Here is a 24,896-nt window from a genome sequence, read left to right on the forward strand (position 1 = left end):
GTTAAATATGACAACGACAGTTTATTATCACAATGATATCAATGAAGAGGTACTGCAGAACAAAAAAGTGGCTGTGATCGGTTATGGCTCCCAGGGTCATGCTCATGCCCTGAATCTTAAGGAAAGCGGCTTCGACGTAGTAGTAGGTCTCCGTAAAGGAAAGTCCTGGGACAAAGCGGAACAGGACGGAGTGGAAGTGAAATCGGTAGCGGAAGCGACGAAAGCAGCAGACGTTGTGATGGTCCTTCTGCCGGATGAGTATCAGCCGACAGTTTTCGAAGAGCAGATCAAACCGAACCTTGAAGCAGGAAATGCACTTGCTTTCGCACACGGATTTAATGTTCATTTCAATCAGGTAGTCCCGCCGTCGGATGTTGATGTGTTCCTTGTAGCCCCGAAAGGCCCGGGTCACCTCGTGCGTCGTACATTTGAAGAGGGGGCCGGCGTACCTGCTCTTATCGGGGTAGAACAGGACCCGAGCAATCAGGCGAAAGATATTGCCCTTGCGTATGCTAAAGGAATCGGCGGCGGACGCGCCGGGGTTCTTGAAACGAGCTTCCAGGAGGAAACCGAAACGGACTTGTTCGGAGAACAGGCAGTCCTCTGTGGAGGAGTTTCCAACCTCGTGAAAGCAGGTTTCGAAACATTGACAGAAGCAGGATATCAGCCGGAAGTCGCTTACTTCGAATGTCTCCACGAACTGAAGCTGATTGTCGACCTTATGTATGAGGGCGGAATTGAAAACATGCGTTACTCCGTTTCGGATACGGCTCAATGGGGCGATTTCGTCTCCGGTCCCCGCGTAATCAATGATGAAACGAAAGCCCGCATGAAAGAAGTGCTTGAAGACATTCAGACCGGTAAATTTGCAAAAGGCTGGATCCTCGAGAATAAAGCGAACCGTCCTGAGTTTGAAGCAATAAGCAGACGTGAGAATAACAGTCAGATTGAGGAAGTGGGCCGGGAACTTCGTAAACTGATGCCGTTTGTCAAAGGCAAATCCGAAAAAGAGAAGGAAGTGGTAAATCATGGCTGATATAAACGTTTTCGATACGACACTAAGAGACGGAGAGCAATCTCCGGGAGTGAACCTGAATCGTCTCGAAAAACTTGAAATCGCCAAACAGCTCGACCGCTTCGGAGTGGATATTATGGAAGCCGGATTCCCGGTTTCCTCCACTGAGGATTTCGAATCGGTGAAAGAAATTGCCCAGACGGTAAAAAATGCATCGGTTACCGGGCTGGCCCGTTGTCACAAAAAAGATATCGATGCCTGCTGGAATGCATTGCAATACGCTGCAGAGCCGAGGATCCATGTTTTTCTTGCCACCTCTCCCATTCATATGAAGCATAAGCTGATGAAAACCGAAGAGGAAGTGATCAGCCAGGCTGTGGAAGCTGTAACCTATGCGAAAGAACGCTTCACTCACGTACAGTGGTCGGCGGAAGATGCTTCGAGATCGGATCTTGATTTTCTCGTACGTATTATCGAAAAAGTAATCGATGCAGGAGCAACAGTCATTAACCTGCCGGATACCGTCGGGTACACCACCCCGGCAGAGTACGGCGCTATGTTCCGTTACATCAGGGAAAACGTGCCGAATGTCCAGAAAGCCGACCTTTCCGCTCACTGCCATGATGATATGGGTATGGCTGTCAGCAATACTATTGCCGCTATCGAAAATGGAGCCACCCAGGTCGAAGGCACAATCAATGGTATCGGGGAGCGGGCCGGTAATGCAGCAATCGAGGAAGTCGCCATCGCTCTCGAGATAAGGAAAGATTTTTACAAAAAATCTATCAACATCAATTTGAAAGAGACGAAACGCACGAGTGACCTCGTCTCCAGACTTACGGGGATGGCCGTACCCGGAAACAAAGCGGTCGTCGGCCGGAACGCTTTCGCTCATGAGTCGGGCATTCATCAGGATGGTGTACTGAAAGAAGCTTCCACGTATGAAATCATCACCCCTTCCATGGTAGGAATCGATTCCAATAGCCTGGTGCTTGGAAAACATTCGGGCCGGCACGCTTTTGCCGGAAAAGCGGAAGAACTCGGTTTTCTTAATCTCCCGGAAGAGAAATTGAAAGATGCCTTTATGACTTTCAAAGATCTCACCGGGAAGAAGAAAGAAGTGACAGACGAAGATATTTTCGCAATTCTTACGGATAAACAGACGGAAATGGGCCACATGCCTCAATACAAAATGCATGCGTTCCAGGTTCATTACGGAAATATGAGCCGTCCTACCGCCACGGTCATGCTGAATCGTCCGGATGGGGAAGATACCGAGAAGGCTCATACCGGAGAAGGGAGTGTCGAAGCTCTTTATAATACAATTGATGCGCTCGTTGACGAAGACATTCATCTCGAAGACTATCAGCTCAGTTCCATAGGTCGGGGCCGTGATGCGTTAGCGGAAGTGCATGTGCAGATGACGGTGAACGGAGAGAAAACATCCGGCAGAGGATCCGCACAGGATGTTCTCGAAGCTTCGGCTAATGCGTTTCTGAATGCTGTAAACCGTACCCTGTATAAACACGAACGTGTTCCTGTGAAAGAAGCATAATATAAGGAGGAGAGGTCAATGAATAAACATGTTGTATTGTTGCCGGGAGACGGAATAGGAAAAGAAGTGATGGAGTCGGCCCGCCTTGTTCTGGAAGCTGTGGCAGAAAGGAATGGCCATCACTTTACGTTCGAGGAGAAGCTCATCGGAGGCGCGGCGATTGATGAGATGGGGGACCCATTACCCCGGGAAACAGTGGAGGCTGCAGAGGAAGCCGACGCCGTTCTTCTCGGGGCTGTCGGCGGCCCTTCCTGGGACCATCTGCCCGGTTCCGGACGTCCGGAACAGGGACTTCTCGGTATTAGAAAGCAACTCGGTTTATTCGCGAACCTTCGTCCCGTGAAAGGATTCAGACAGCTGCTGCACGCGTCACCACTGAAAAAAGAAGTGGTGGAAGGCAGCGACCTTCTGATTGTACGTGAACTTACAGGGGGGCTGTACTTCGGCGAACCACAGGAAAGAAGTGAAGACGGAGAAGGGGTGGTCGATACCCTTTCCTACTCAAGAAAAGAAATCGAACGGATTGTGGAACAGGGATTTGAAAGTGCCCGGAAGCGGCGCAAGCAGCTGACTTCGGTGGATAAAGCGAACGTGCTTGAATCCAGTCGTATGTGGCGAGAAATAGTAGAGGAGAAAAGGGCGGACTACCCCGATGTGAAAGTCGATCACATGCTCGTCGATGCAGCGGCAATGAAGCTGGTGACAGACCCGACTTATTTCGACGTAGTCGTAACGGAAAACATGTTCGGTGATATTTTAAGTGATGAAGCAAGTGTACTGACCGGATCTCTCGGCCTTCTGCCTTCTGCCAGTCTCAGGGAGGACGGCACCGGTCTTTATGAACCCGTCCACGGTTCAGCCCCTGATATCGCAGGAGAAGATAAAGCCAATCCGCTAGCGATGATTTTATCAGCCGCAATGATGCTCAAACACTCTTTCCATATGGAGAAAGAAGCGGAACATATTGAGAAAGCGGTCCAGGAAGTTCTCGATGCCGGTTATCATACGGCTGATCTTTCCGTTGTGAACGGCACGGAACTTGGATGTACGGATCTTACAAGAAAAGTTATCGAACAAATTACCTCAGAGGATACAACGGTCAACATTATGCGCTGTTATGCCTGATGGAAAGGAGAAACCGGTATGAGTCAACCTGAAACTATCATAGAGAAAATCTGGAATAAACATGTCGTACACCAGGAGGAGGGGAAGCCGGATCTCCTGTACATCGACCTCCACCTGGTACACGAAGTGACATCACCCCAGGCCTTTGAAGGTCTGCGGATGAACAGCCGTAAAGTAAGAAGACCGGATCTGACGTTTGCTACGATGGATCATAATGTTCCTACTATTCATCGTAACGTCATCAAAGATGCCGTTTCGAAAAAACAGATGGAAACTTTGGAAGAGAACTGTGAGGAGTTCGGTGTCTCCCTTGCTGACATTCATCACCCGGACCAGGGGATCGTTCACATTATCGGCCCTGAGCTCGGGTTGACCCAGCCCGGCAAAACAATCGTGTGCGGAGACAGCCACACCTCGACACACGGAGCTTTCGGGGCCATCGCTTTCGGGATCGGGACGAGCGAAGTGGAGCATGTGCTTTCCACACAGACCCTGTGGCAGGCTCCTCCCAAAACAATGCAGGTGAAAGTGAATGGAAACCTGGGAACCGGGGTGACCGCGAAAGATCTCATCCTTGCTATTATAGCAAAATTCGGCGTCCGCTTCGGTTCCGGGTACATCATGGAATATACCGGGGAAGCGATCAGGGAAATGTCTATGGAAGAACGCATGACAGTCTGTAATATGTCCATTGAGGCAGGAGCCCGTGCCGGTCTGATCAGTCCTGACGAAAAAACTGTCCAATTTGTGGAAGGCAGGAGACATGCTCCGAAAGGTGAAGAGTTTGAGAAGGCTAAGAAAGAATGGCTGGCTCTGGCTACGGACGAAGGAGCCGTTTATGATTCTACAGTGGAAATCAACGCAGATGAAATCGAACCACAGGTGTCCTGGGGGACGAACCCTTCCCAGTGTGTTCCGGTTTCCGCTTCGGTTCCCGATCCGGAGACAGTTACGGACGACGAAGATGGTGTAAGAAGAGCCCTTGAGTATATGGGGCTTGAACCGAATCAGCCGATTGAATCCATTGAACTGCAGCATGTATTCATCGGTTCCTGTACGAACGCCCGTCTCGCCGACTTAAGAAAAGCGGCCAGGATGATCGAGGGTCGAAAAGTTCACGAGGGGATAAGAGCTATGGTAGTGCCCGGTTCGTTTGCTGTAAAACAGGAAGCGGAAACAGAGGGTCTCGATCGGATTTTTACGGAAGCCGGTTTTGAGTGGAGATCTGCCGGGTGCAGTATGTGTCTCGGTATGAACGATGATATCGTCCCTCCCGGTGAACACTGTGCTTCCACCTCGAACCGTAACTTTGAAGGCCGTCAGGGAAATGGAGCCAGAACGCATCTGGTCAGCCCTGAAATGGCAGCTGTCGCAGCTGTAGAGGGTCATTTCGTAGATGTGCGTAACTATACTTCGGCTGCTGAAAGGGTGATTTGATGGAAGCTTTTGTGAGACATTCGGGTCTTGTTTATCCTCTGAACCGGGCTAATGTAGACACGGATCAGATAATACCCAAACAGTTTCTGAAACGTATTGAACGGAAAGGCTTCGGGAAATTTCTTTTCTACAACTGGCGCTACGATGATGACGGAAATCTTCGTGACGATTTTTCCCTGAACTATCCTGAGTATCAGGACGCTTCCGTTCTTGTCGCCGGTGAAAATTTCGGCTGCGGTTCTTCACGGGAACACGCTCCATGGGCAATTCAGGATTACGGCTTCCGCGCTGTCATTGCGCCGAGTTTCGCTGATATCTTCTACAGTAACTGTTTTAAGAATGGTATTCTGCCAGTTCAGCTGAAGGGAGAAGAGGTATCGCAGATTATGGACCGTGCCGAGGGCGGTGAGTGTTATCTCAGCATTGACCTTGTCGACCAGATAGTATTTGATGGTACAGGGTGGTCGGCAACATTCGAAATTGACGAATACCACAAAAATATGCTGCTTAATGGATGGGATGAAATATCTGTTACGTTGACGTATGATGACGCGATTTCAGCTTTTGAAAATCAGCAGAGCTAAAATAGTACGTGCAAAACCGAACTCCGACGTTCGGTTTTTTTCTTTTTATAACGGACAATTGCTCTGAAACCTTCTGTATTCCTTCCTCAGTGATGTGCGACATCCCAACTTTTAAACGGAGACATCTCTGTAAATATGGAACGTAATTGAGAATAAATATCATTGACTTTTTCACTGTTTTTATATAACCTTACGTGTAGATGAGAATATATCTCAATTACATATGTAGAGGAGAGGGACCAATGAAAAAGATTTGGATGATTGCAGTCCTTTCTTTCCTGGCTGTTGTGCTGGCAGCTTGTGGAGGAAACGAAGAGAAGTCAGGGGATAGTAATAAAGAAAACGAAGAACAATCCGGTAAAGAAGAAAGCAAGGACGACTCCCGCAGTGTGACGATAGAAGATGCGACGGGAGAGAAAACGATAGAAGGAACTCCGGAAAAAGTCGTCGTTCTCGAATGGAGTTATGCGGAACATATGCAGGCACTGGACACAGAGCCGGCAGGAGTTGCGGACAAAGAAGGATTCGGTAAATGGGTGGACACCGGTAAAGAACTCGGTGAAAATGTCGAAGATGTAGGAACGAGACAGGAGCCGAACCTGGAGGCTATCTCCCGTCTTGATCCCGATCTTATTGTAGGGGTCAAGTTCCGCCACGAAGGAATCCAAAAACAGCTGGAAGAAATCGCTCCGACTGTAATGTTTTCTCCTTATTCTAAAGAGAATGCAGAAAACCAGATGGCTTCCATGAAGTCCGATCTTAAAACGATGGGTAAAATTCTGGGGAAAGAAGAAGCAGCCAGTAAAAGACTGGACGAGATGAACAGTCATTTTGAAAAACAAGCGAAGCGTCTTGAGGAAGCCGGAGTCGGTGACATCAACTACGTAATGACTCAGGCGTTCACTGCTCAGAATACTCCTACGCTGAGACTATTTACGGACAATTCGATGGTAGCTCAGGTAATGGGCGAACTGGGGCTCGAAAACTCCCATTCCTCGGACGAACTTGAAATATACGGTTATACGGAAACGACAGTAGAAACGTTGCAAAACTATCAGGACTCCCACTTCTACTACATTGTTCAGGAAGACGACAATATCTTTTCTGATCAGTTGGCGGGTAACCCGGTCTGGGAAGAGCTTGAATTCGTGAAGCAGGATCGTATGTATAAGATGCCGGGGGATACATGGACGTTCGGCGGTCCGATTTCGGCTGAGAAACTTGCAACACAGGTTGCAGATGCTACAATCGAAGGAAATAAGAAATAAACGGAAAAGGCGCGCAGTAAATGATGCGCGTCTTTCTGCTGTATAAGGAAAGAAGGATTGGTTATGATAAATCGGGCAATGGCCTTGAAAACTTTTCTGGTTTTCGGCGGAGGCTTATTTTTACTGATACTGCTGACCTGGATACATATTAATCAGGGGAATATTTCCATACCCGTATGGACGGTGTTCGAAGCCGTTTTTTCTCCCGAAGACACTTTGGAACACCATACCATCAGAGTTCTGAGACTGCCGAGAGCTGTCATGGGTATTGTAGCCGGTGGGGCCCTGGCTGTTTCGGGAGCAGTTTTACAAACTGTAACGAAGAACCCTCTCTCCTCCGCCAGTACACTCGGTATTCATTCGGGAACATATTTCGCCGTGATAGTGACTACTATTTTCTTCCCGTTTGCTATGATAATGAACGGTATTATTACCGCTTTTATCGGAGGAGTAGTTACGTTTTTAATCGTTTATATACTATCCGGCGGAGGTGATGCCACCCCGGTGCGGATGGTTCTTGCCGGTATGATAGTGACATTCCTGTTTTCTTCTCTGACGAGCGTCCTGCAGATATTTTATGAAAATGAAACTCAAGGATTGTTTCTATGGGGATCGGGAACTCTTGTACAGAACAGCTGGGACGGGGTCCGGTTCGCTCTTCCTGTAGTCACGGCGGCTTTTCTCCTTTTACTCGGTGCTGCCCGGAAACTGGATACGCTGAAGCTCGGGGATGAGGTGGCTACTGCTCTCGGTCAGAATGTGAAAGCCGTAAAATTTGTGACTATCATACTAAGTGTACTGCTTACCTCGGTAACAGTGAGCGTCGTAGGACCTATCGGTTTCGTGGGGCTCGTGGCCCCGCATATAATTAAACTGATCGGTTTTCGTTCCCACGTCCCTCTTCTGCTCGGTTCGTTCTTATGGGGGGCGGTCGTACTGCTGATGGCAGACGTCCTCGCAAGATATATCGATCCTTCCTTTTCGGAACTTCCGGTTGGAGCGATCACTGCGCTGATCGGTGCCCCGTGGTTGATTTGGCTGGTCCTTCGAATGAAGCGCAGTGGCAACACGGATGGAGGATCCGTGATGGCCGGGTCTTCCCTTGTTCAGATGAGACTTCGGGTGTTATTGCCGATTTTTTCGATACTTGTTTTACTGGTTCTGTTCGTCAGTATGTCGACCGGTAATTACGGGTTCGATCCTGCCCAGACGATAGCAGTTTTCCAGGGAGAAGCGGAATCATTTATCCGTAATTACATTTTGGAACTCAGGCTGCCACGGGCGATTGTGGCATTTACGAGCGGGGCTATACTTGCTGTCAGCGGACTGATTTTTCAGGGCGTACTCAGGAACCCGCTGGCGGATCCTTCGGTGATTGGTATCACTTCCGGGGCCGGCGTAGGAGCGCTGTTAACCATGTACGTCTTTTCCGTCTCCGCTGCCTGGATACCGCTTGGGGCTATGGCAGGAGCGATCGTATTCTTTATTATCGTCATGGCTCTCGGGGCTAAAATGGAGTTCCAGCCGACGATGCTTGCACTTCTCGGTATCGGAGTAAGTGCTTTCGGTCAGGCGATCATCCAGATTCTGGTGGTCCGTGCCGATCTGGGTGTTGCCTCGGCTTTGACATGGCTCTCCGGCACGACGTATGCAACAGGATACGGTGAATGGCTCAGTTACTTGTTATGGCCGGTATTGCTTTTGATTCCTGTCCTTTTCTTCTACATCAGGAAGCTGGACGTTCTGGCCCTTGGGGATGACACTGCGAAAGGGCTTGGTCTGGATGTGCGTTCAGTCCGTTTTCAAATGGCACTAATAGCGACGCTCCTGGCTGCGAGCAGCGTTGCAGCTGTCGGAGCCATCGGATTTATCGGTCTGATCGCCCCCCATGCGGCACGTCTCTTTGTAGGTACAGTTAATCAGCGGCTGCTTCCGGTAGCGATGATGATAGGGGGACTTCTTCTGGTGGTGGCTGATCTGTTCAGCCGGACTCTTTTGGCTCCGGCTGAGATACCATCCGGCATTCTCGTAGCTGTTCTCGGCGCTCCTTACTTCCTCTGGCTGATGAAGCGAAGATCTGCCTGATATATGATATGATGAAAGACAAAAACAGGAGGAATATTTGTGGATATACCGTATATTAAATGTCATGGTTCGGACAACGATTTTATTATGATAGATGAAAGGAAATTAGAAGAAAGTTTAACAGATGAGGACAGAAAGGAAGTGGCTCTCCTTCTCAGTGACCGGCTTGAAGGCATCGGTTCGGATGGTATCCTCTATGTACTTTCAAGCAGTAAGGCTGAAGTGTGTATGCGTATGTTCAACTCGGATGGCAGTGAAGCGGAGATGTGCGGAAACGGTCTCCGTTGTGTAGCCCGTTATATTATAGAGGAAACCGGAAAAGAGAAAGTGCATATAGAAACGGCGAAAGCTGTACTCCCGGTAGAGCGGGTGAGTGACATTTATGAAGGGATAGCGACTTTCTCCGTCGCAATTGAACCTGTTTCATTTTCTGCGTCTTCCCTCCCAATGGAAGCGGAGTCGGAACAGGTCGTGGACACTGTCCTCCGTGACCTGACAGAAGATCAGACGTTCACCGCCCTTAGTGTACCAAATCCTCATATAGTATCGGTGGTTACGGAGCTGGATGAAGAAGTTCTTGAAAACATCGGAAAAAAAGCGAATAATTCGCCTCACCTGTTTCCGAATGGTGTAAACGTCAGTTTTGTTAGAAAAATTGATGACAACAAAATCTTTGTACAGACTTACGAACGCGGGGTGGGACTCACGAATGCCTGCGGTACGGCCATGTCAGCTTCGAGCATCGTTTCGGTCATAGTTGCAGGAAATAATCCTGACCTCCCTGTTACGGTTATGAACAAAGGCGGAATGGTTCAATGTATCGTGCATGATAATGAGGAATACAAAGTGGAGCTTCAGGGTAATGCTACTTATGTATACGAAGCGGAAGTAAGGGTGGATATCTCTACTCAGTCTTTTGAAGAATCTCCGCATCATGTACACACGGAAGAAAATGAGCGATATAGTGAGCTGAGAGAGTTCGCTAAGACAGAAGGAGGACTGTAAGCATGCTTGAAACGATTTCTGTAACTACCTCTTCCCACAGTGAAATGGTGGACATCACGGAGCAGATAGAAGAGCAATTACAAAAAAGCAATCTCCGGAACGGTATAGTGATTGTTCAATCCATGCATACGACAGCCGGTATTACCGTAAATGAAAATGCAGATCCGGATGTCAAAAAAGATATGCTGATGCGCCTGGATGAAGTGTATCCATGGACGCACCGTAAAGATCTGCACGCAGAGGGCAATACTGCTTCTCATTTAAAAACAAGTACCCTCGGCCACTCCCAGACGTTACTCGTAGACGACGGAAAACTTGTGCTCGGTACCTGGCAGGGAGTCTATTTCTGCGAATTCGACGGCCCGAGGTCCAGGAAAGTAGCCATCAAAATAATGGAAGGCTGAACAACGAACGGAATAACGCAGGAGTTGTCAGCGAATCATATTAAAGGAACCCCCCGGATACCAGTATCCGGGGGTTTTTGCAGTGCCTATTTATTAGTCACGAATTGTTCACTTTCTGTTGATCCGGCCAAAGCTGTAGTGGAAGACGTCCCTCCGGAAATTGCCATTGACACTTCATCGAAGTAACCGGTTCCGACCTCCCGCTGGTGTCTTGTAGCTGTATAACCATTTTCTTCCGAAGCGAATTCAGCCTGTTGCAGTTCGGAGTAGGCACCCATCCCCTCGGTTTTATATTTGCGGGCCAGTTCGAACATGCTGTGGTTCAATGCATGGAACCCTGCTAGAGTGACGAACTGGAATTTGTATCCCATTTTACCGAGCTCCACCTGGAATTTACCGATCGTTTCCTGGTCAAGCTTTTTCTCCCAGTTAAACGATGGGGAACAGTTGTAAGCCAGCATTTTGCCCGGGTACTTCTCGTGTATAGCGTCTGCGAATTTTTGTGCTTCTTCCAGGTTAGGTTCCGAAGTCTCACACCAGATCAAGTCTGCGTAAGGAGCGTAAGCGAGCCCGCGGGAAATGGCCTGGTCGATTCCCGGAGTGGTGCGATAAAATCCGTCGGCTGTTCTCTCTCCTGTAATGAATTCATGGTCGTACGGATCGGCATCGCTCGTAATCAGGTTGGCAGCGTTGGCGTCTGTTCTTGCTATGATGACGGTCGGGACGTCCATAACGTCAGCAGCCAGTCGAGCAGAAATGAGATGTTTTACAGCGGTCTGAGTAGGCTGAAGAACTTTCCCGCCCAGGTGACCACATTTCTTTTCGGAGGCGAGCTGATCTTCGAGATGCACACCGGCAGCTCCGGCTTCAATCATGCCTTTAGTCAGTTCAAATACGTTCAGCGGGCCACCGAACCCGGCTTCCATATCCGCTACAATCGGAGCGAACCAGTTTTTATCGCCTTTTCCTTCCGCGTGTTCCACCTGATCGGCGCGTTGAAATGTCTGGTTAATTCTTCTCACAACCTGCGGTACACTGTTAGCAGGATAAAGACTTTGATCGGGATACATTTGACCGGAAAGGTTGGCGTCGGCAGCTACCTGCCAGCCACTCAGATAAATAGCTTCGAGACCGGCTTTAACTTGCTGCATAGCCTGGTTACCGGTTAAAGCCCCGAGTGCGGCTACGTAGTCACGTTTATGTAGCAAATTCCAAAGGCGGTCAGCGCCCATGCGAGCCAGCGTCTGTTCTACTACGACAGAACCGCGAAGTTTCAATACTTCTTCTGCACTGTAAGGACGTTCCACTCCCTGAAAACGTTCGCTTGCCCATTGATTTTCCAACTGTCTAATCTGTTCTTCTCTGTTCATTTAAAATCTCTCCTTTAATATATAATTAGTATTGTTATACAACAGAAAAACTAATATGGGGGAGGGCGTCGAACCCGGAGCCCTCCTTTACTCAGGCTGAATTCAGGAGTTTCCGTCTGCGTTGGTGCAGCATTCAACTGCTTCTTTATGACTGCTGTGATCGACACCGCATCTGTGGCACGAATTAGTGAAGGTCTGGTATTTTTCCATTTTTTATCTCCTCCTTATACAGTTTTGGTAAATTGGCTGGCTTTAAATTGAAGGCGGCGTCTGTGAAGAATCGGTTCAGTGTAACCGTTTGGCTGATCTGTACCGAGAAACACAAGGTCGGAAGCGGCTTGAAAAGCGATAGATTGTTCAAAATCCGGGCTCATTTTCCTGTAATTCGGATCGCCCTCGTTTTGTCTGTCGACCACTTCTGCCATTTGTTTCATTATCTGTTTTACCTCCTCTTCAGAGACTACACCGTGTCTGATCCAGTTCGCTATGTGCTGACTCGAAATGCGCAATGTTGCACGATCTTCCATAAGGCCGGTGTCATGGATATCAGGTACAGTTGAACAGCCGATACCCTGTTCCACCCAGCGCACGACATATCCGAGAATCCCCTGAGCATTATTTCTGACTTCATTCAGTACAACTTCTTTATCTTCCGGGGGAGTAGCCACCGGGATAGTAAGCATCATTTCGGAAGGGTCATCCCTCGGGATATCATTCTGAATATCAGGGACGTATGCTTCATGATAATGCATCGCATGAATGGTGGCTGCAGTCGGGGACGGCACCCATGCTGTATTTCCTCCTGCTTTCAGGTGGTTGATTTTTTCTGCAAGCATAGCTTTCATCTCTGCGGGTTTAGCCCACATCCCTTTACCTATTTGAGCGTTTTTGATGAACCCTGCTTTTATACCGGTACGTACGTTGGCTGCTTCGTAAGCGCTGAGCCATTCACTTCCTTTCATTTCTCCTTTAGGAATCATAGGTCCTTTTTCCATGGACGTATGGATTTCATCCCCCGTACGATCCAGGAAGCCGGTATTGATGAACACCACCCGGTTGCGCACTTCAAAAATACAGTTGTGAAGATTCAGGGAAGTTCTTCGTTCCTCGTCCATTACCCCGACTTTCAGGGTATACCTCGGTAATTGCAGAACATCTTCTATTTTATTGAACAGGTTATTGGTAAAAGCCGTTTCTTCCGATCCGTGCATTTTCGGTTTGACGATGTAAATAGAACCTTCCGTTGAATTTTGTCTCAGGTTCAGGTCGTGCATACCGATCAGGCTGGTGAAGAAACCGTCGAGCAGGCCCTCATACACCGGATTGTTGTTATTGTCGATAACTGCCGGGTTTGTCATTAAGTGACCTACGTTTCTGACAAGCATAAGTGCTCTGCCTTTCAAGTGAAGCTCTTCGTCCTCCGCAGTGCGATATTTCCGATCTTTATGAAGAGAGCGTTTAATGGTTTCTCCTTTTTTATCGAACGTGGTCGTAAGGTCTCCTTTAAGCAGCCCGAGCCAGTTACGATAAGCTTTGATTTTATCTTCGGCATCGACGCATGCGACGGAGTCCTCGCAGTCCATAATACTTGTGATGGCGGATTCCAGTTGGATATCCTTAATTCCTGCATCGTCTATCTGGCCGACCGGGTGATTACGATCGAACTGCAGTTCAACGTGAAGGTCGTTATGTTTAAGCAGTATTGCCTGCGGTTTGCGGCAGTCCCCCTGACAGCCAAGGAAGGAAGAAGGGTTTTTAAGTTTCTTTCGGGAACGGTCAGTAAGTTCCACACACAATTCCCCGTTCACTACCGCATATCTCACTGCGTCCTGGTGACTTCCTTCTGCCAAAGGGAACCACTCGTCCAGTCGAATCCGTCCCTGTCTGATTACTTCTTTACCTCTCTCGGGATTGTAGGAAGAACCTTTTTCGATACCGGGTTCTTCAGCGATCAGATCTGTACCGTAATAAGCGTCATACATACTGCCCCAGCGTGCGTTAGCTGCATTGAGGGAATATCTTTCGTTTGTCAGTGGCACGACGAGCTGGGGACCGGCCTGTTCCTTCATTTCAGAATCTACGTTGGTTGTGCTGATTTTGAAGTCGGGTTTTTTCTCTTCCAGATAACCGATGGACTTTAAAAAAGAAAGATAATCTTCATTGGAAGCTGATTTGTGGTATTCATCGATTTTCTGTTGTAATTGGTTTCTGGTCTGCAAAAGTCTGCTGTTTTCAGAGCTGAATTCATCAAGAATTTTTGTGAGCCCTCCCCACACTTCCTTCGAAGAGAGGGGGAGACCGGGTAACACTTCCTGTTCAATAAACTGATATAATACAGTGTCGACTTGATAAGTACCGATGGATTGATAGTTTCCCAAAGAATAAGCCTCCTTACTGTTATGTATAATGCTCTTCTGTTTCATAACAGTTTTATTTCTTAATTTGTATTATATAACAACAGGAAAGTAAGTCAATACATTTTGTTAAAAATTTAGAAAATTATTTTTAATTGAAAAGTCGGCGGTACAGAAATTTAATATTTTATGATTAATTTGTACGTATTAGGGGTAATAATGATTGGAAACCTACATATGAAGGAGTGGATGTAACAATGGCCGAAGAAGCTAAAAAGAATTGGCATATGGTGTTATTGCTGGATAGTCGACGTGAAGTGAAACATGAACTGGAAATCAGTGAGGAAATGACCAAACGGGAAGCTACTGAATTTATAACCAAGCAGCTGGAACGTGACAGATGGTGGTTTCTCGAAAGTGGCGTCGCCGTTTATACGAATTCGGTGGAGGCATTCTACCTGGAAGGTCAGGCTGCAGTGACACAGTTTAATATTAAATGACAAACTTAAAACATGCACGAGATCTACCCCCCCGGATGTCCAGTATATCCGGGGACATTAATGTTCGGGAGTAAAGAAATAGTATTTCTATAATAGACAGGGAGGATGGAAGGGATGAATCAGAACGTAATGGAGGGTGCAGAAGCTGTTTTTAACGAAGGGAATGAAATAGGAATCGTAGTATTACATGGCTTTACCGGAACAGTTCAGAGCATGAAGCCTCTTGTGGATGCCTATACAGCACATGGGTATACGGTGGCATGTCCGAGACTTAAGGGGCATGGAACCACTCCTTATGATATGGAAGAATCCACTGCAGAAGACTGGATTCGCTCGGCAGAAGAGGCTTTTGAATGGGTTAAGAACCGATGTGACTGTGTATTCGTCACCGGCTTGTCTCTTGGGGGAACATTAAGTCTTTATCTGGCTTCTACGAGAGAGGTGGATGGAGTCGCGGTTATCAATCCGGCTATCGATGTACCTGACATGAGCAGCTTGGCGGATTCTGAATCCCGTTTCATTGATGCAATAGGTTCTGATATCAAAAAAGAAGGAGCTACTGAACTCGCCTATGACAAAACACCCGTCCGTTCCCTTAACCATCTGACCAACATCATGGCTAAAGTACACGAGCAGTTAAGCGAAGTGTCGGCTCCTCTTTTAGTTTTCGCTTCCGAAGAAGATCACATAGTTCCTCCGGAGAACAGTCAGACGATATTCGACATGGTTTTTTCGGAAGGAAAAGAACTGGTTCCTCTGGAAGACAGTTACCACGTGGCAACTCTTGATAATGACCAGGAATTGATCATCGAAAGAACTCTGGAGTTTTTTGAAAAGTATTTCAATGCCAAGGAAAATTGAATTTGTACTTTTCTGATCAGTACGTTATGATAGAAAGTAACAAAACACGGAGAATAGAGCCTTCAAGGGGAGCCTAACGGCTGAGAGTGGACGCAAGTTCAGACCCTTCGAACCTGTCAGTTAGCACTGGCGCAGGAATGGTGGCTTTTTTGATGAGCAATGCTTAAAAGGTGGGAGCCTTCATCAGAAAGCTTCCCTTTGAGGCATTGCTTCTTTTGTGTATTCAGAAAGGGGATATACAATGCAACAACAGCGCGTACTTTTTCTTGTGGAAGGTGCAATATTTGCAGCAATTGCTCTATTGCTTGATATTCTTCCTTTTTTATCCATTAAGCTTTGGTTTCAGGGAGGATCCATCTCATTCGCTATGATACCGGTTATTCTGATGGCCTTCCGTTGGGGCGTCTCGGGTGGTATGATCACAGGATTACTGTTCGGTTTCTTTCAGTTTTTTACGGGCGCATTTATCGTACACCCCGTCCAGGCTTTTCTCGACTACGTTGTAGCTTTCGCCATTATCGGGGTCGCAGGAGTGGTGTCTTCCCAACTGAAAGCAAGCGCGAAGAACAACAACGTAAAATTCGTTCTTGTGTATGTGATTATCGGAACATTCATCGGGAGTGCCTTGCGCTTCCTTACTCATTTCGGGGCGGGGATGATATTTTTCGGCTACCTGGCAGAAGGTCAGCCGGTATGGATTTATTCTCTGCTTTATAACGGCGGGTATATGCTCCCTTCCTTTATAGCGAGTGCCGTCGTAATCAGTCTGTTAATGTCCAGGCGGCATAAATTGTTATTGCGATTATAAGATTTCCGGTCCTGATACGTTCGGGACCGGAATTTTTTGGCTATGTATTAAATGATTTGTGTCAGTTGAAATATGAAAAGATGAACCACCCGATCATAAGCATCTGAATTATAAACTTGGCTGCAGTTCCACTGAGAAAACCGATAAGCGTTCCGACAGCTGCGCGGAAGGCGAAACGGGTATTTTTTTCGATGCCCAGTTCGATAACGAAAACCAGAACAAAAGGAACAATCAGTATTCCGAAAGGAGGTATGATGAACGAACCGGCGATTACACCTGCGACTGCTCCGGCTTCGCCCCATTTGCTTCCCCCGTATTTCTTGACGGAAATACTGTTTGCTACCATATCAGATACGATGAGTAAAACCGTAAGAATTATTGCACCCGCCCAGAACCAGACGGATAGCCGACCGTCCAGCCAGATACTCAGGAGGAAACCGGCCCATAATACGAGTGGCCCGGGAATGATGGGGAAAATGAGACTTGCAAAGCTGCTGAGAAACAATACAATAATAAGCGACCATAGAACAAACTCCATAAATGCGCCTCCTTTTGACTATCATTGTACTCTTCAAAGGTGCCAGGGTCCAAAATATTCTGTTCTTTTGTAAGAACACTGACTATAATGTAGTAAAAGGGGGAAGAAAAAAGTGAAAAAAACGGGTTGGAAGAGAGTATTGACTCGAGCAGCCGTCATTGCAGGTGTGTTAATTCTGGCGGCAGCTCTGTTTATTATAGTGTTTATCCAGCGAACGCTTCCTGATACGGAAGGCGAACTTAAATTGGAAGCGCTGTCTTCCGAAGTTACTGTTCTGAGGGACGAGGAAGGGGTGCCTCACATAGAAGCGGATTCCGTCGAAGATTTATATATGGCTCAAGGATACGTACAGGCTCAGGACCGCCTGCTGCAAATGGAACTTTCCCGTCGTCAGGCTTCCGGCGAACTGAGTGAGCTGATCGGGTCCTCTACGGTGGAACAGGACAAGTTTTTTCGAGCGCTCGGATTAAGGAGAGCGGCCGAAGCATCTTTAAAAGAATATTCCAAAGAAGGAAAGGCGGCTCTGGAGGCATTCGCTTCGGGAGTGAATGCATACATTGATAAAGCGGATGCCGAAAACCGGCTTCCCCCGGCATTTACACTTCTGCAGGCGAAACCTGAGAAGTGGACACCGGTGGATTCTCTGACAATAGGAAAATTTATGGCACATGACCTTGGAGGGCACTGGGAACGCCAGGCTTTTCAGTATTACGCGATGAATAATTTTTCTGAAGAGAAGGCCTCCGAAGTGATGGCTCATTACCCGGAGAATAAACCGGCTGTGCTCGATGATGTAAATCTTGATATAGCGGGAGACTTTACTGAAGCGGTCATGCCTAACCCTTTTAATGGCAGCAACAACTGGGTGGTAAGCGGAGAGAGAACGGAGTCCGGGAAACCTCTGCTTGCTGATGATCCTCACCTCGGAATCGCCAGTCCTTCGATCTGGTATCAGATGAAACTGAGTGCTCCTTCCCACAACGTGAGCGGTGTTATTTTTGCAGGGGTACCGGGAATCATTCTCGGTCATAATGATGACGTAGCCTGGGGCGTGACAAACGTCGGTCCTGATGTGCAACAGCTGTACGTCGAGAAAAGAAATCCGGAAAACCGTGAACAATTTCAGTTCGAAGGAAAGTGGGAGGATGCTGTGGTGCATCAGGAACCGATAAAAGTAAGTGGCGGGGAAACGATAGAATATGAAGTGGTCGAAACGAGAAACGGGCCGATCATTAATGAATTCGCAGAAGGAGCCGGGGAGGGGGAAGCTTTATCCATGCGCTGGACGGCACATGACCCCTCAAAAGAACTGGAAGCCATACTCAACATTAATCAGGCTTCGAACTGGGAAGAATTTGAAAAAGGACTCGAAGACTTTCATACTCCTGCTCAGAACTTTGTGTTCGCTTCAAGTAACGGTACTATAGCATATAAGGCGAATGGAAAGATCCCTGTTTACGATAACCCGGACGATGCCGGCCTTCCTTTAAGGGGATGGAAAGAAGAGGATCAGTGGAAAGGTTTCATTCCTTTCGATGAATTACCGACAGTTGTCAATCCGGACAGGGGATGGATCGCTACAGCGAACAATAAAATCACGACAGAAGAGTACCCTTACCATATTACGAATAATTGGGCGCAGCCTTACAGATATGAACGGATAGCTGAAATGCTGGAGGAAGATGACGCCGTAACTGTGGAGGATGTGAAGAAAATGCAGATGGATGTTAAAAATCTGCAGGCTGAGGAATTTGTTCCATTCTTCGTGGAAGAAATGAATGAGAATAATCTGACGGCGGAAGAAGAGGAAGCTCTGGAATTGCTTAAGGAATGGAACTATGAGGATAACAAAGAAGCTCCACAGCCCTTGCTTTTCCATCACTGGTTAAATGAAATAGAGGATCGTCTTTACGCAAGTATTCCTGATGATATCGATTCGTTATTTCACGGGAAAGCACAGACGACGGACGAAATTTTCCGTATGGAAAGAGAAGGAAAAGAATCCGCATGGATGGAGGAAGCAGGTGGAAGCGGGGAAGTGATTACGCAGGCCTTCCGGGACTCATTCAATAAGCTTCAGGAGGATTACGGGAAGAATCTGGAGGAGTGGGCGTGGGGAGATTATCACCAGGTGGAATTCACACACCCTCTTTCAAATATAGCTTTCCTTGATAAGTTTTATAACCGGAAAGAATCGTTGCCCGTGAGTGGCAGCCGGGTTACGGTGAGAGCGGCAGGATATAATGGCAACGGGAAAGTGGATCACGGAGCTTCCTGGCGCTTTATCCTTGATACGGACGAAATGGATAAAGGCTATCACATAGTAGGGCCCGGACAGTCGGAGCGTTTTAACAGTAAATGGTATCACAATCAATATAGTGACTGGGTGGATGGAGACTATCATGGTACACTACTGGACGAAGACGAGGGAGAGAAGCTGATACTTTCGCCTGAATAAAAATTAGGCGGCAAAACGTTCCTGTCATATCAAAACCCCCGGACATAGAAATGTCCGGGGTTTTGAAGTGCATTATTTTTTCAGTTGTTCTATAACTCTGGATAAATCATCATGAATATGGTAATCGAACATATAGTCCATCGACGTAGGATGATTATTGATCAGCACTTTGGGACCGGTTGCTGCCAGAGGAAGCATATTGAAAGGCATGACGCTAAGGGACGTACCGAGAACGAGAAGCATATCCGCCTGTTTGACCATCGTTTCAGCTTTTTCGTGTGAATGGATCATATCTCCGAATAGAACGACATCCGGTTTCAGCACGGTTCCGCACGTGCAAACGGGCACATCTTCAGCCAGTACCTTTTCGAAAGAATACGTCGTATGGCAGTCCGGACAGGTAGCTGTTTTCAGAGTACCGTGGTATTCCGTAACATTTTCGTTTCCCGCTTCTGCATGCAGACCATCCACGTTTTGAGTAATGATATTTACTTCTCTGCCTTCCTCTTCAAGGCTTTTCAGGTAATGATGAACCTGGTTCGGGCCGTAATTCTGAAGCAGTTTCAGTCGGAATATCGACTTGTAAAATTGCCAGAACCGTTCCGGATTTTCGTAAAAATAGTCTGCAGACATAAGCTCTTCTCTGGATTTGTCTTCCGTCCACAGTCCTTCACTCGAACGGAAGTCAGGGATACCGCTTGCTGTCGATACCCCCGCGCCTGTTAATACGGCAATACTATCGGAATTGTTGATAAGAGACTTTATTTGCTGGATCATACTCTCACCCTTTATCGTTTGTTGAATCCCTTACTTTTTAAAAAGTCTGTGACATCCATGCGGACCGGTTTCTTAAATCTGCGCTGCATCTGAAGAGTCCATGTGTCACGACGTTGATTGGAGGACCTCGATGCATAGTAATCACTGATATTCTGATTAAACTCTTCAATAATATCTTTATGCTCTTTGTATTCATTTTCAAAATACACAGCTTCCATTGGTAGTCTCGGTTTCTTCTCTGGCTGTTCGGCCGGAACACCGACAGCGATGCCGAACAGCGGAGCGACGCGACCGGGCAGGTTAAGGATTTCATCAGTTTTTGTAATATCGTTTCTCAGACTTCCGAGGTAACACATTCCAAGCCCCATTGATTCTGCGGCTATAGCCATGTTTTGAGCGGCAAGGGCGGCATCAATAGCGGCAGTCATGAGATGTTCGGTATTTTCCAGATTTTTTTCAACATCGTCCCTGACTTCTTCATCCATTCCATAAGTGATCCTTCTGTAATCCGCACACATGATGAACAGATGTCCATTATTTGTTACATGCGGGTGCCCGGATATCTCCTTTAAAGCCTGTTTTTTGTTTTCATCGGTCACCCCGATGATGGAGTACGCCATCATATAGCTTGAGGTGGAAGCCTGCTGGGCGGATTCGATAAGTGTCCGTATAGTTTTATCTTCCAGGGGAGTATCTTCGAACGAACGTATAGAGCGGTGATTCAAAATTGTTTCTATTGTTGAATTCATTTAAAAAAACCTCCTATTGTGCAAATCTTCTCTTTAAAAGTTTAGCATAAAGAGAAAAAGATTCGCACGAATAGAAGGTCGGTGGCCGAAGAGGAGGCGGCCGGCTGGAAGAATTACATAGAGGTCAGATTAGTGTATGCGACTGAAAAGTCTTGCGGCTTTTTTGTTTTTCCACTGTATAGTACTCATGTAAATTTGAATCAGACCCAGACCAAGAATGAGTGGTCCAATTGAATATGCAAAAAAAGGACTGATAAACAGATGAAGAAGTCCAAGCGTAAATTGACGTCCGGTCACTCCATCTTTATAAGACTGATAAGACATGTAACTTGTTCCCAGAAACACAAGGAAAAGTATCCACTTTATCAGCTCATTGGCAAATAGAATCGACATTGGCAAACCTCCTTTATAAGATTGTATTCTTTAAATAATAACACAGATAAGAATAATGTCAAGGGCGACAGAAGGATAGACGTTACCGGTTATTTATTCTATAATCGGTTAGGGTACGTAATAGTAAAGGAAAGGGGTATAAACATGACAAAAACTTTAATTTTTGGACATAAAAGTCCTGATACGGATACGATCTGTTCAGCTATCGTATATGCCGATTTGAAAAAGAAACTCGGGATCGACGTGGAGCCGGTTCGTCTCGGAGAAGTGAACGGGGAAACGGAATATGCGTTGAATTATTTCAATCAGGAAGCTCCGCGTCTTGTGAAAACAGTAGCGGACGAAACGGATGAAGTCATTCTTGTGGATCACAACGAGTTCCAACAAAGTGCGGATGATATCGATCAAGTCGAGATCAAAGAAGTCATCGATCACCATCGTATAGCTAACTTCGAAACGAAAAGTCCGCTTTATTACCGTGCAGAGCCTGTCGGCTGTACAGCAACAATCTTGAACAAACTGTATAAAGAAAACGATGTGGAGGTCTCGGACACGATGGCCGGACTTATGGCTTCTTCCATTATATCCGATTCGCTTCTTTTTAAATCACCGACCTGTACGGATGAAGATGAGAAAGCTGCCAGGGAACTTGCAGAGAAAGCAGACATCAATCTTGAAGAGTATGGACTTGAAATGCTGAAAGCGGGAACAGATATCAGTGATAAGTCCGCGGAAGAACTCATCTCCCTGGATGCAAAAGCATTCGATATGGGTGAAAAAAATGTAAGGATAGCTCAGGTGAATACGGTAGATACTTCGGATGTGTTGACGCGGAAAGCAGAGCTTGAAAACGCTATGCAAAAAGAAGTAGACGAGAACAATTATGATCTCTTTGTTTTACTGATTACCGATATCCTCGACAGTGACTCCACAGTACTTACAGTAGGAACGGAGAAAGAGTCAGTGGAGAAAGCTTTTGACGTTAAGCTCGAAGATGACCAGGCTGTACTGGAAGGTGTAGTTTCACGTAAAAAACAGGTCGTACCACCATTGAACAAAGTATTCGGCTGAACTGCTTTCATAAAAATGCTGCCCCGAAAGTCTGAACGGGCAGTATTTTTTTATCCGTTATGCATGTTTTCTTCGGGAAGATACCACTCTTCCCGCAATACGCCGAAGCGTACAGAATCGTAATAGGAATCACGGTAAAGATGGGCCTTTCTTATTCTGGCCTCTTCTTTCATTCCCAGTTTGGAAGCAAGCTGAAGCATCCGGTCGTTTTTGGACCAGGTTCTTATACCGATTCTTACGAGAGGCATGGCTCTAAACAGATAGTCGATCCACATGTTAAGGGCTCTGGTTCCTATCCCCTTTCCCCAGTACGCCGGATTGTAAATGCCGATCCCGACTTCAAGCCAATAGGACAGTTTTTCTTCCCAGTAATAGACGACGGTACCGACGATTTCACCGTTTGTCTCTATCACAAGTCTTGAGTCGACTTCATTTTCGGATAACCGCTGTTTCCGGGCATTTTCTCTGTTTGTGTAACTTTCCAATGTGTGAGGTTCCAGTGAGTAAAAAGGGGCTTCGTACTTTTTCCAGAGCGGTTCCTTTTCTCCGTGAATCAGCTGGTACAGGAGAGGAAGATCCTCGTCCCTGATGCTTCTGAGAGTGATGTCGTTTTTTTGTAAGTTGATTTCTCTGACCATAGTTATATTATACCTTCCTTTTTCATTAAGTATATCAGATTATGCAGGGGCTAATGTGGGAATATGAACAGGGACGAAAGAGGTGAAATTATGTTACATAGCTTAGTATACGAATCTCAAAGCGGACTGCAGACCGGTGAATACGTAAACCGGAAAACTGCATCTTACGAGTGGAAATGGGTGGACTTCGACAGTCCGGCCGAAGATGAGAAAAAAGTGCTTGAAAGTGATTTTTCCTTTCACCCTCTTGCGGTGGAAGACTGTTTCCAGGATCTGCAGCGCCCCAAACTGGACGGGTATGGGGATCACACTTTTTTTGTGTTGCATACGCTTGATCCCCATACACTTGAAAAAGGGGAGATCGACGTATTCTTAAAAGAGGGAGTGCTCGTCACCTATCATAAGAAGCCTTCGTCAGTTATCGAAAAAGTGAAGGAACAGGTAAAGCAAAGACCCGAGCGTTATGATGAAGCAGTTATACTTCACAAAATTCTTGATCAGGTGGTGGATGCCTACTTCCCGATCATTTATTCCATTGAGGATCAGATTAACGATCTCGAAGATAACACCAACGATTTATCGATGGAGGATATGCTGGAAGAACTGTTCGACCGGCGTTCGGAACTGCTCCGGATGCGTCAGACGATACATTCGATGAGAGACATGGTGTATCGTATGCTTTATACGCATGATCTCGAAAATGTATACGAACATAAGGAGTATTTCCGGGATATTTATGATCACTTACTGAAAGTTTCCGATATGATCGCCTCAAACCGCGAAATGACTCAGGATATAAGGGACAGTAATTTGTCTATGACATCGCACAGACAGAACAAAACAATGCAGTTTCTGACGGTGGTATCGATGATCTTCCTGCCGCTGACGTTTATAGCAGGTGTGTATGGAATGAACTTTGCCTATATGCCTGAGCTTCAATACCAGTACAGCTATTTCATCGTCTGGGCGTTAATGATTATTATGGCGTTTGCTATGATAGTGTTTTTCAGGAAAAAAGGATGGTTTGATTAAAAGCTTCCGGCAGGCGTATTTATGCAGCAGCCGGCTCTCAAGAAGAGAGTCGACTGCTATTTTCTTCTGCTCGCCTGTTCAGCCATTGTTTCACAAGAGACCCCGGGAAACAATGGGAGTCTGCGGTTGTTCAGGCAGCAGTTCGTCTCTGTTTATAACGGAACAGGTAAAGGTTCGGAAGAATAGTTTTAAATTTGCTCATAAAGGGGAATAATGCTATATTAAACAGTAAAAATTCGGAGAGGAGACGAGGGGAATGGTAACGTTAGAGAACATTTTTTCTCATTGGATAACAGAAAAATACCTTCAACGCTCAGGCATCTATCATGCGATAACGGTTGCTGAGACCGCTTTTTCTCTTGCACGTGAACGTGACCTTAACGAAGAAATTGCTGCGAAAGCTGCTCTTTTGCATGACATCGGTCATTACGAATGGTATACAGATGGAAAATGGAATTACGATGAATACCGTAAACACGATATACACGCAATCAAAGGTGCGGAACGGGCTCACAAACTTCTGATCCGGCTCGGGGAAGATCGGGAAACGGCCAAAGAAGTCTCCCTTTGTGTACTGCTTCATACGGACAGCTATCTCCCTTTCGCTCTCGGGTCACAGCGGTCGCCGTTGCAGAATGCAGTATGGGAAGCGGACACGCTGAATGAGGAAGAGCAGGGACGGCATCATTACAGAAATATGGAGAGGAAAGAAGCCGTCCGCAGGCTGCAGAAGTTGGATGAACAGATTTTCCCAGTAGAAAACCCTCATGCAGGAAGCGTTTGAGAAACGTCGTCCGTACGGTTAAGCAGGGGAGAACCTCATAGTCGATTTTCGTTATAAAACAGGGTGTGCGCTTTAAGCGCGCACC

Annotated in this window: 24 protein-coding genes and 1 riboswitch; of the genes, 17 read left to right on the forward strand and 7 right to left on the reverse strand. The window is 46.8% G+C overall.

Features of this window, described 5'->3' with window-relative positions; translation table 11 throughout:
• Positions 1 to 7 precede the first annotated feature (7 nt).
• The 9 genes from ilvC to BW931_RS01945 all read left to right on the forward strand — a co-directional run bounded on the left by ilvC (position 8) and on the right by BW931_RS01945 (position 10,478).
• Positions 8 to 1,036 carry a ketol-acid reductoisomerase gene (gene ilvC / locus BW931_RS01905; RefSeq protein ID WP_076569506.1) on the forward strand — a complete coding sequence of 343 codons (1,029 nt, stop codon included), beginning with the start codon at positions 8 to 10 and terminating at the stop codon, positions 1,034 to 1,036.
• Entirely contained in the window at positions 1,029 to 2,570 is a 1,542-nt protein-coding gene (locus BW931_RS01910; RefSeq protein ID WP_076569508.1) for a 2-isopropylmalate synthase, read from the forward strand. The genes ilvC and BW931_RS01910 overlap by 8 nt, the downstream gene beginning before the upstream one ends.
• Before the next feature lie 18 nt (positions 2,571 to 2,588).
• Complete coding sequence (gene leuB, locus BW931_RS01915; protein WP_076569511.1) at positions 2,589 to 3,695, forward strand: 3-isopropylmalate dehydrogenase; 1,107 nt, start codon at positions 2,589 to 2,591, stop codon at positions 3,693 to 3,695.
• An 18-nt stretch (positions 3,696 to 3,713) separates the two neighbouring features.
• Positions 3,714 to 5,132, forward strand: coding sequence for a 3-isopropylmalate dehydratase large subunit (gene leuC / locus BW931_RS01920; protein WP_008589544.1), 1,419 nt, complete (start codon positions 3,714 to 3,716; stop codon positions 5,130 to 5,132).
• Complete coding sequence (gene leuD / locus BW931_RS01925) at positions 5,132 to 5,716, forward strand: 3-isopropylmalate dehydratase small subunit (RefSeq protein ID WP_076569514.1); 585 nt, start codon at positions 5,132 to 5,134, stop codon at positions 5,714 to 5,716. Before leuC ends, leuD begins: the two co-directional genes overlap by 1 nt.
• 242 nt (positions 5,717 to 5,958) lie before the next feature.
• Positions 5,959 to 6,984: an ABC transporter substrate-binding protein gene (locus tag BW931_RS01930; RefSeq protein ID WP_076569516.1), complete on the forward strand. Its 1,026-nt coding sequence runs from the start codon at positions 5,959 to 5,961 to the stop codon at positions 6,982 to 6,984.
• A gap of 63 nt (positions 6,985 to 7,047) precedes the next feature.
• Positions 7,048 to 9,069 carry an iron ABC transporter permease gene (locus tag BW931_RS01935; RefSeq protein WP_076569518.1) on the forward strand — a complete coding sequence of 674 codons (2,022 nt, stop codon included), beginning with the start codon at positions 7,048 to 7,050 and terminating at the stop codon, positions 9,067 to 9,069.
• 39 nt (positions 9,070 to 9,108) lie between these two features.
• Positions 9,109 to 10,074, forward strand: coding sequence for a diaminopimelate epimerase (gene dapF, locus BW931_RS01940; protein ID WP_084193825.1), 966 nt, complete (start codon positions 9,109 to 9,111; stop codon positions 10,072 to 10,074).
• A 2-nt stretch (positions 10,075 to 10,076) separates the two neighbouring features.
• Entirely contained in the window at positions 10,077 to 10,478 is a 402-nt protein-coding gene (locus BW931_RS01945; protein WP_076569522.1) for a secondary thiamine-phosphate synthase enzyme YjbQ, read from the forward strand.
• 86 nt (positions 10,479 to 10,564) lie between these two features.
• Here the strand turns inward: BW931_RS01945 and aceA are convergent, their stop codons facing one another.
• Both aceA and BW931_RS01955 read right to left on the reverse strand, forming a co-directional pair.
• Positions 10,565 to 11,848, reverse strand: coding sequence for an isocitrate lyase (gene aceA / locus BW931_RS01950; protein WP_008589556.1), 1,284 nt, complete (start codon positions 11,846 to 11,848; stop codon positions 10,565 to 10,567).
• Between the two features lie 224 nt (positions 11,849 to 12,072).
• Positions 12,073 to 14,226, reverse strand: a complete 2,154-nt coding sequence (locus BW931_RS01955) for a malate synthase G (protein WP_076569525.1) — start codon at positions 14,224 to 14,226, stop codon at positions 12,073 to 12,075.
• A gap of 233 nt (positions 14,227 to 14,459) precedes the next feature.
• On the opposite strand from BW931_RS01955, the gene BW931_RS01960 reads away from it, so the two are divergent.
• The 3 genes from BW931_RS01960 (at position 14,460) to thiT (ending at position 16,371) form a co-directional block, all read left to right on the forward strand.
• Positions 14,460 to 14,702 (forward strand): hypothetical protein, encoded by a 243-nt coding sequence (locus BW931_RS01960; RefSeq protein WP_076569527.1) that lies wholly within the window; start codon positions 14,460 to 14,462, stop codon positions 14,700 to 14,702.
• A 114-nt stretch (positions 14,703 to 14,816) separates the two neighbouring features.
• The gene (locus BW931_RS01965) at positions 14,817 to 15,563 is read left to right on the forward strand and encodes an alpha/beta hydrolase (RefSeq protein ID WP_084193826.1); all 747 of its coding nucleotides are present in this window, start codon (positions 14,817 to 14,819) and stop codon (positions 15,561 to 15,563) included.
• 55 nt (positions 15,564 to 15,618) lie between these two features.
• A riboswitch (TPP riboswitch) is annotated at positions 15,619 to 15,718 on the forward strand.
• 86 nt (positions 15,719 to 15,804) lie between these two features.
• Positions 15,805 to 16,371, forward strand: a complete 567-nt coding sequence (gene thiT, locus BW931_RS01970) for an energy-coupled thiamine transporter ThiT (protein ID WP_076569531.1) — start codon at positions 15,805 to 15,807, stop codon at positions 16,369 to 16,371.
• 61 nt (positions 16,372 to 16,432) lie between these two features.
• Here the strand turns inward: thiT and BW931_RS01975 are convergent, their stop codons facing one another.
• A complete protein-coding gene (locus BW931_RS01975; protein ID WP_076569532.1) occupies positions 16,433 to 16,909 on the reverse strand; it encodes a DUF456 domain-containing protein in 477 nt (158 codons plus the stop codon).
• A 112-nt stretch (positions 16,910 to 17,021) separates the two neighbouring features.
• Here BW931_RS01975 and BW931_RS01980 point away from each other — a divergent pair, with 112 nt between their 5' ends.
• The gene (locus tag BW931_RS01980) at positions 17,022 to 19,367 is read left to right on the forward strand and encodes a penicillin acylase family protein (RefSeq protein WP_076569534.1); all 2,346 of its coding nucleotides are present in this window, start codon (positions 17,022 to 17,024) and stop codon (positions 19,365 to 19,367) included.
• Between the two features lie 72 nt (positions 19,368 to 19,439).
• Here BW931_RS01980 and BW931_RS01985 read toward each other — a convergent pair whose 3' ends face one another.
• From BW931_RS01985 to BW931_RS01995, 3 genes are all read right to left on the reverse strand, one after another.
• Positions 19,440 to 20,144 (reverse strand): NAD-dependent protein deacylase, encoded by a 705-nt coding sequence (locus BW931_RS01985; protein ID WP_076569535.1) that lies wholly within the window; start codon positions 20,142 to 20,144, stop codon positions 19,440 to 19,442.
• 11 nt (positions 20,145 to 20,155) lie between these two features.
• Positions 20,156 to 20,893: an oxygen-insensitive NADPH nitroreductase gene (gene nfsA, locus BW931_RS01990; RefSeq protein ID WP_076569537.1), complete on the reverse strand. Its 738-nt coding sequence runs from the start codon at positions 20,891 to 20,893 to the stop codon at positions 20,156 to 20,158.
• A gap of 129 nt (positions 20,894 to 21,022) precedes the next feature.
• Entirely contained in the window at positions 21,023 to 21,286 is a 264-nt protein-coding gene (locus tag BW931_RS01995; protein WP_008589575.1) for a hypothetical protein, read from the reverse strand.
• A gap of 144 nt (positions 21,287 to 21,430) precedes the next feature.
• Here BW931_RS01995 and BW931_RS02000 point away from each other — a divergent pair, with 144 nt between their 5' ends.
• Positions 21,431 to 22,357: a manganese-dependent inorganic pyrophosphatase gene (locus BW931_RS02000; RefSeq protein WP_076569539.1), complete on the forward strand. Its 927-nt coding sequence runs from the start codon at positions 21,431 to 21,433 to the stop codon at positions 22,355 to 22,357.
• A 50-nt stretch (positions 22,358 to 22,407) separates the two neighbouring features.
• On the opposite strand, the gene BW931_RS02005 is transcribed toward BW931_RS02000, so the two are convergent.
• Positions 22,408 to 22,995, reverse strand: a complete 588-nt coding sequence (locus tag BW931_RS02005; protein ID WP_076569541.1) for a GNAT family N-acetyltransferase — start codon at positions 22,993 to 22,995, stop codon at positions 22,408 to 22,410.
• A gap of 90 nt (positions 22,996 to 23,085) precedes the next feature.
• Between BW931_RS02005 and corA the strand changes: the two genes are divergently transcribed.
• From corA to BW931_RS02015, 3 genes are all read left to right on the forward strand, one after another.
• Positions 23,086 to 24,027 (forward strand): magnesium/cobalt transporter CorA, encoded by a 942-nt coding sequence (gene corA, locus BW931_RS02010; protein ID WP_040609292.1) that lies wholly within the window; start codon positions 23,086 to 23,088, stop codon positions 24,025 to 24,027.
• A 21-nt stretch (positions 24,028 to 24,048) separates the two neighbouring features.
• The gene (locus BW931_RS13455) at positions 24,049 to 24,213 is read left to right on the forward strand and encodes a hypothetical protein (protein WP_156330868.1); all 165 of its coding nucleotides are present in this window, start codon (positions 24,049 to 24,051) and stop codon (positions 24,211 to 24,213) included.
• A gap of 70 nt (positions 24,214 to 24,283) precedes the next feature.
• Positions 24,284 to 24,811: an HD domain-containing protein gene (locus BW931_RS02015; RefSeq protein WP_076569543.1), complete on the forward strand. Its 528-nt coding sequence runs from the start codon at positions 24,284 to 24,286 to the stop codon at positions 24,809 to 24,811.
• The last annotated feature ends 85 nt before the right edge of the window (positions 24,812 to 24,896 follow it).

The sequence above is a fragment of the Salimicrobium salexigens genome, from assembly GCF_900156705.1.
Lineage (GTDB): Bacteria > Bacillota > Bacilli > Bacillales > Halobacillaceae > Salimicrobium > Salimicrobium album.

Excerpts from the sequence above, each read along its gene's own strand:
- ilvC (WP_076569506.1), top strand. The coding sequence starts at position 8 with ATGACAACGACAGTTTATTATCACAATGATATCAATGAAGAGGTACTG.
- BW931_RS01985 (WP_076569535.1), bottom strand. The coding sequence starts at position 20,144 with ATGATCCAGCAAATAAAGTCTCTTATCAACAATTCCGATAGTATTGCC.
- leuB (WP_076569511.1), top strand. The coding sequence starts at position 2,589 with ATGAATAAACATGTTGTATTGTTGCCGGGAGACGGAATAGGAAAAGAA.
- BW931_RS01960 (WP_076569527.1), top strand. The coding sequence starts at position 14,460 with ATGGCCGAAGAAGCTAAAAAGAATTGGCATATGGTGTTATTGCTGGAT.
- BW931_RS01935 (WP_076569518.1), top strand. The coding sequence starts at position 7,048 with ATGATAAATCGGGCAATGGCCTTGAAAACTTTTCTGGTTTTCGGCGGA.
- BW931_RS01995 (WP_008589575.1), bottom strand. The coding sequence starts at position 21,286 with ATGTCGATTCTATTTGCCAATGAGCTGATAAAGTGGATACTTTTCCTT.
- BW931_RS01975 (WP_076569532.1), bottom strand. The coding sequence starts at position 16,909 with ATGGAGTTTGTTCTATGGTCGCTTATTATTGTATTGTTTCTCAGCAGC.
- BW931_RS01965 (WP_084193826.1), top strand. The coding sequence starts at position 14,817 with ATGAATCAGAACGTAATGGAGGGTGCAGAAGCTGTTTTTAACGAAGGG.
- corA (WP_040609292.1), top strand. The coding sequence starts at position 23,086 with ATGTTACATAGCTTAGTATACGAATCTCAAAGCGGACTGCAGACCGGT.
- BW931_RS01930 (WP_076569516.1), top strand. The coding sequence starts at position 5,959 with ATGAAAAAGATTTGGATGATTGCAGTCCTTTCTTTCCTGGCTGTTGTG.
- BW931_RS01945 (WP_076569522.1), top strand. The coding sequence starts at position 10,077 with ATGCTTGAAACGATTTCTGTAACTACCTCTTCCCACAGTGAAATGGTG.
- BW931_RS01910 (WP_076569508.1), top strand. The coding sequence starts at position 1,029 with ATGGCTGATATAAACGTTTTCGATACGACACTAAGAGACGGAGAGCAA.
- BW931_RS02005 (WP_076569541.1), bottom strand. The coding sequence starts at position 22,995 with ATGGTCAGAGAAATCAACTTACAAAAAAACGACATCACTCTCAGAAGC.
- leuD (WP_076569514.1), top strand. The coding sequence starts at position 5,132 with ATGGAAGCTTTTGTGAGACATTCGGGTCTTGTTTATCCTCTGAACCGG.
- BW931_RS02015 (WP_076569543.1), top strand. The coding sequence starts at position 24,284 with ATGGTAACGTTAGAGAACATTTTTTCTCATTGGATAACAGAAAAATAC.
- thiT (WP_076569531.1), top strand. The coding sequence starts at position 15,805 with ATGCAACAACAGCGCGTACTTTTTCTTGTGGAAGGTGCAATATTTGCA.
- nfsA (WP_076569537.1), bottom strand. The coding sequence starts at position 20,893 with ATGAATTCAACAATAGAAACAATTTTGAATCACCGCTCTATACGTTCG.
- aceA (WP_008589556.1), bottom strand. The coding sequence starts at position 11,848 with ATGAACAGAGAAGAACAGATTAGACAGTTGGAAAATCAATGGGCAAGC.
- leuC (WP_008589544.1), top strand. The coding sequence starts at position 3,714 with ATGAGTCAACCTGAAACTATCATAGAGAAAATCTGGAATAAACATGTC.
- BW931_RS13455 (WP_156330868.1), top strand. The coding sequence starts at position 24,049 with ATGCAGCAGCCGGCTCTCAAGAAGAGAGTCGACTGCTATTTTCTTCTG.
- BW931_RS02000 (WP_076569539.1), top strand. The coding sequence starts at position 21,431 with ATGACAAAAACTTTAATTTTTGGACATAAAAGTCCTGATACGGATACG.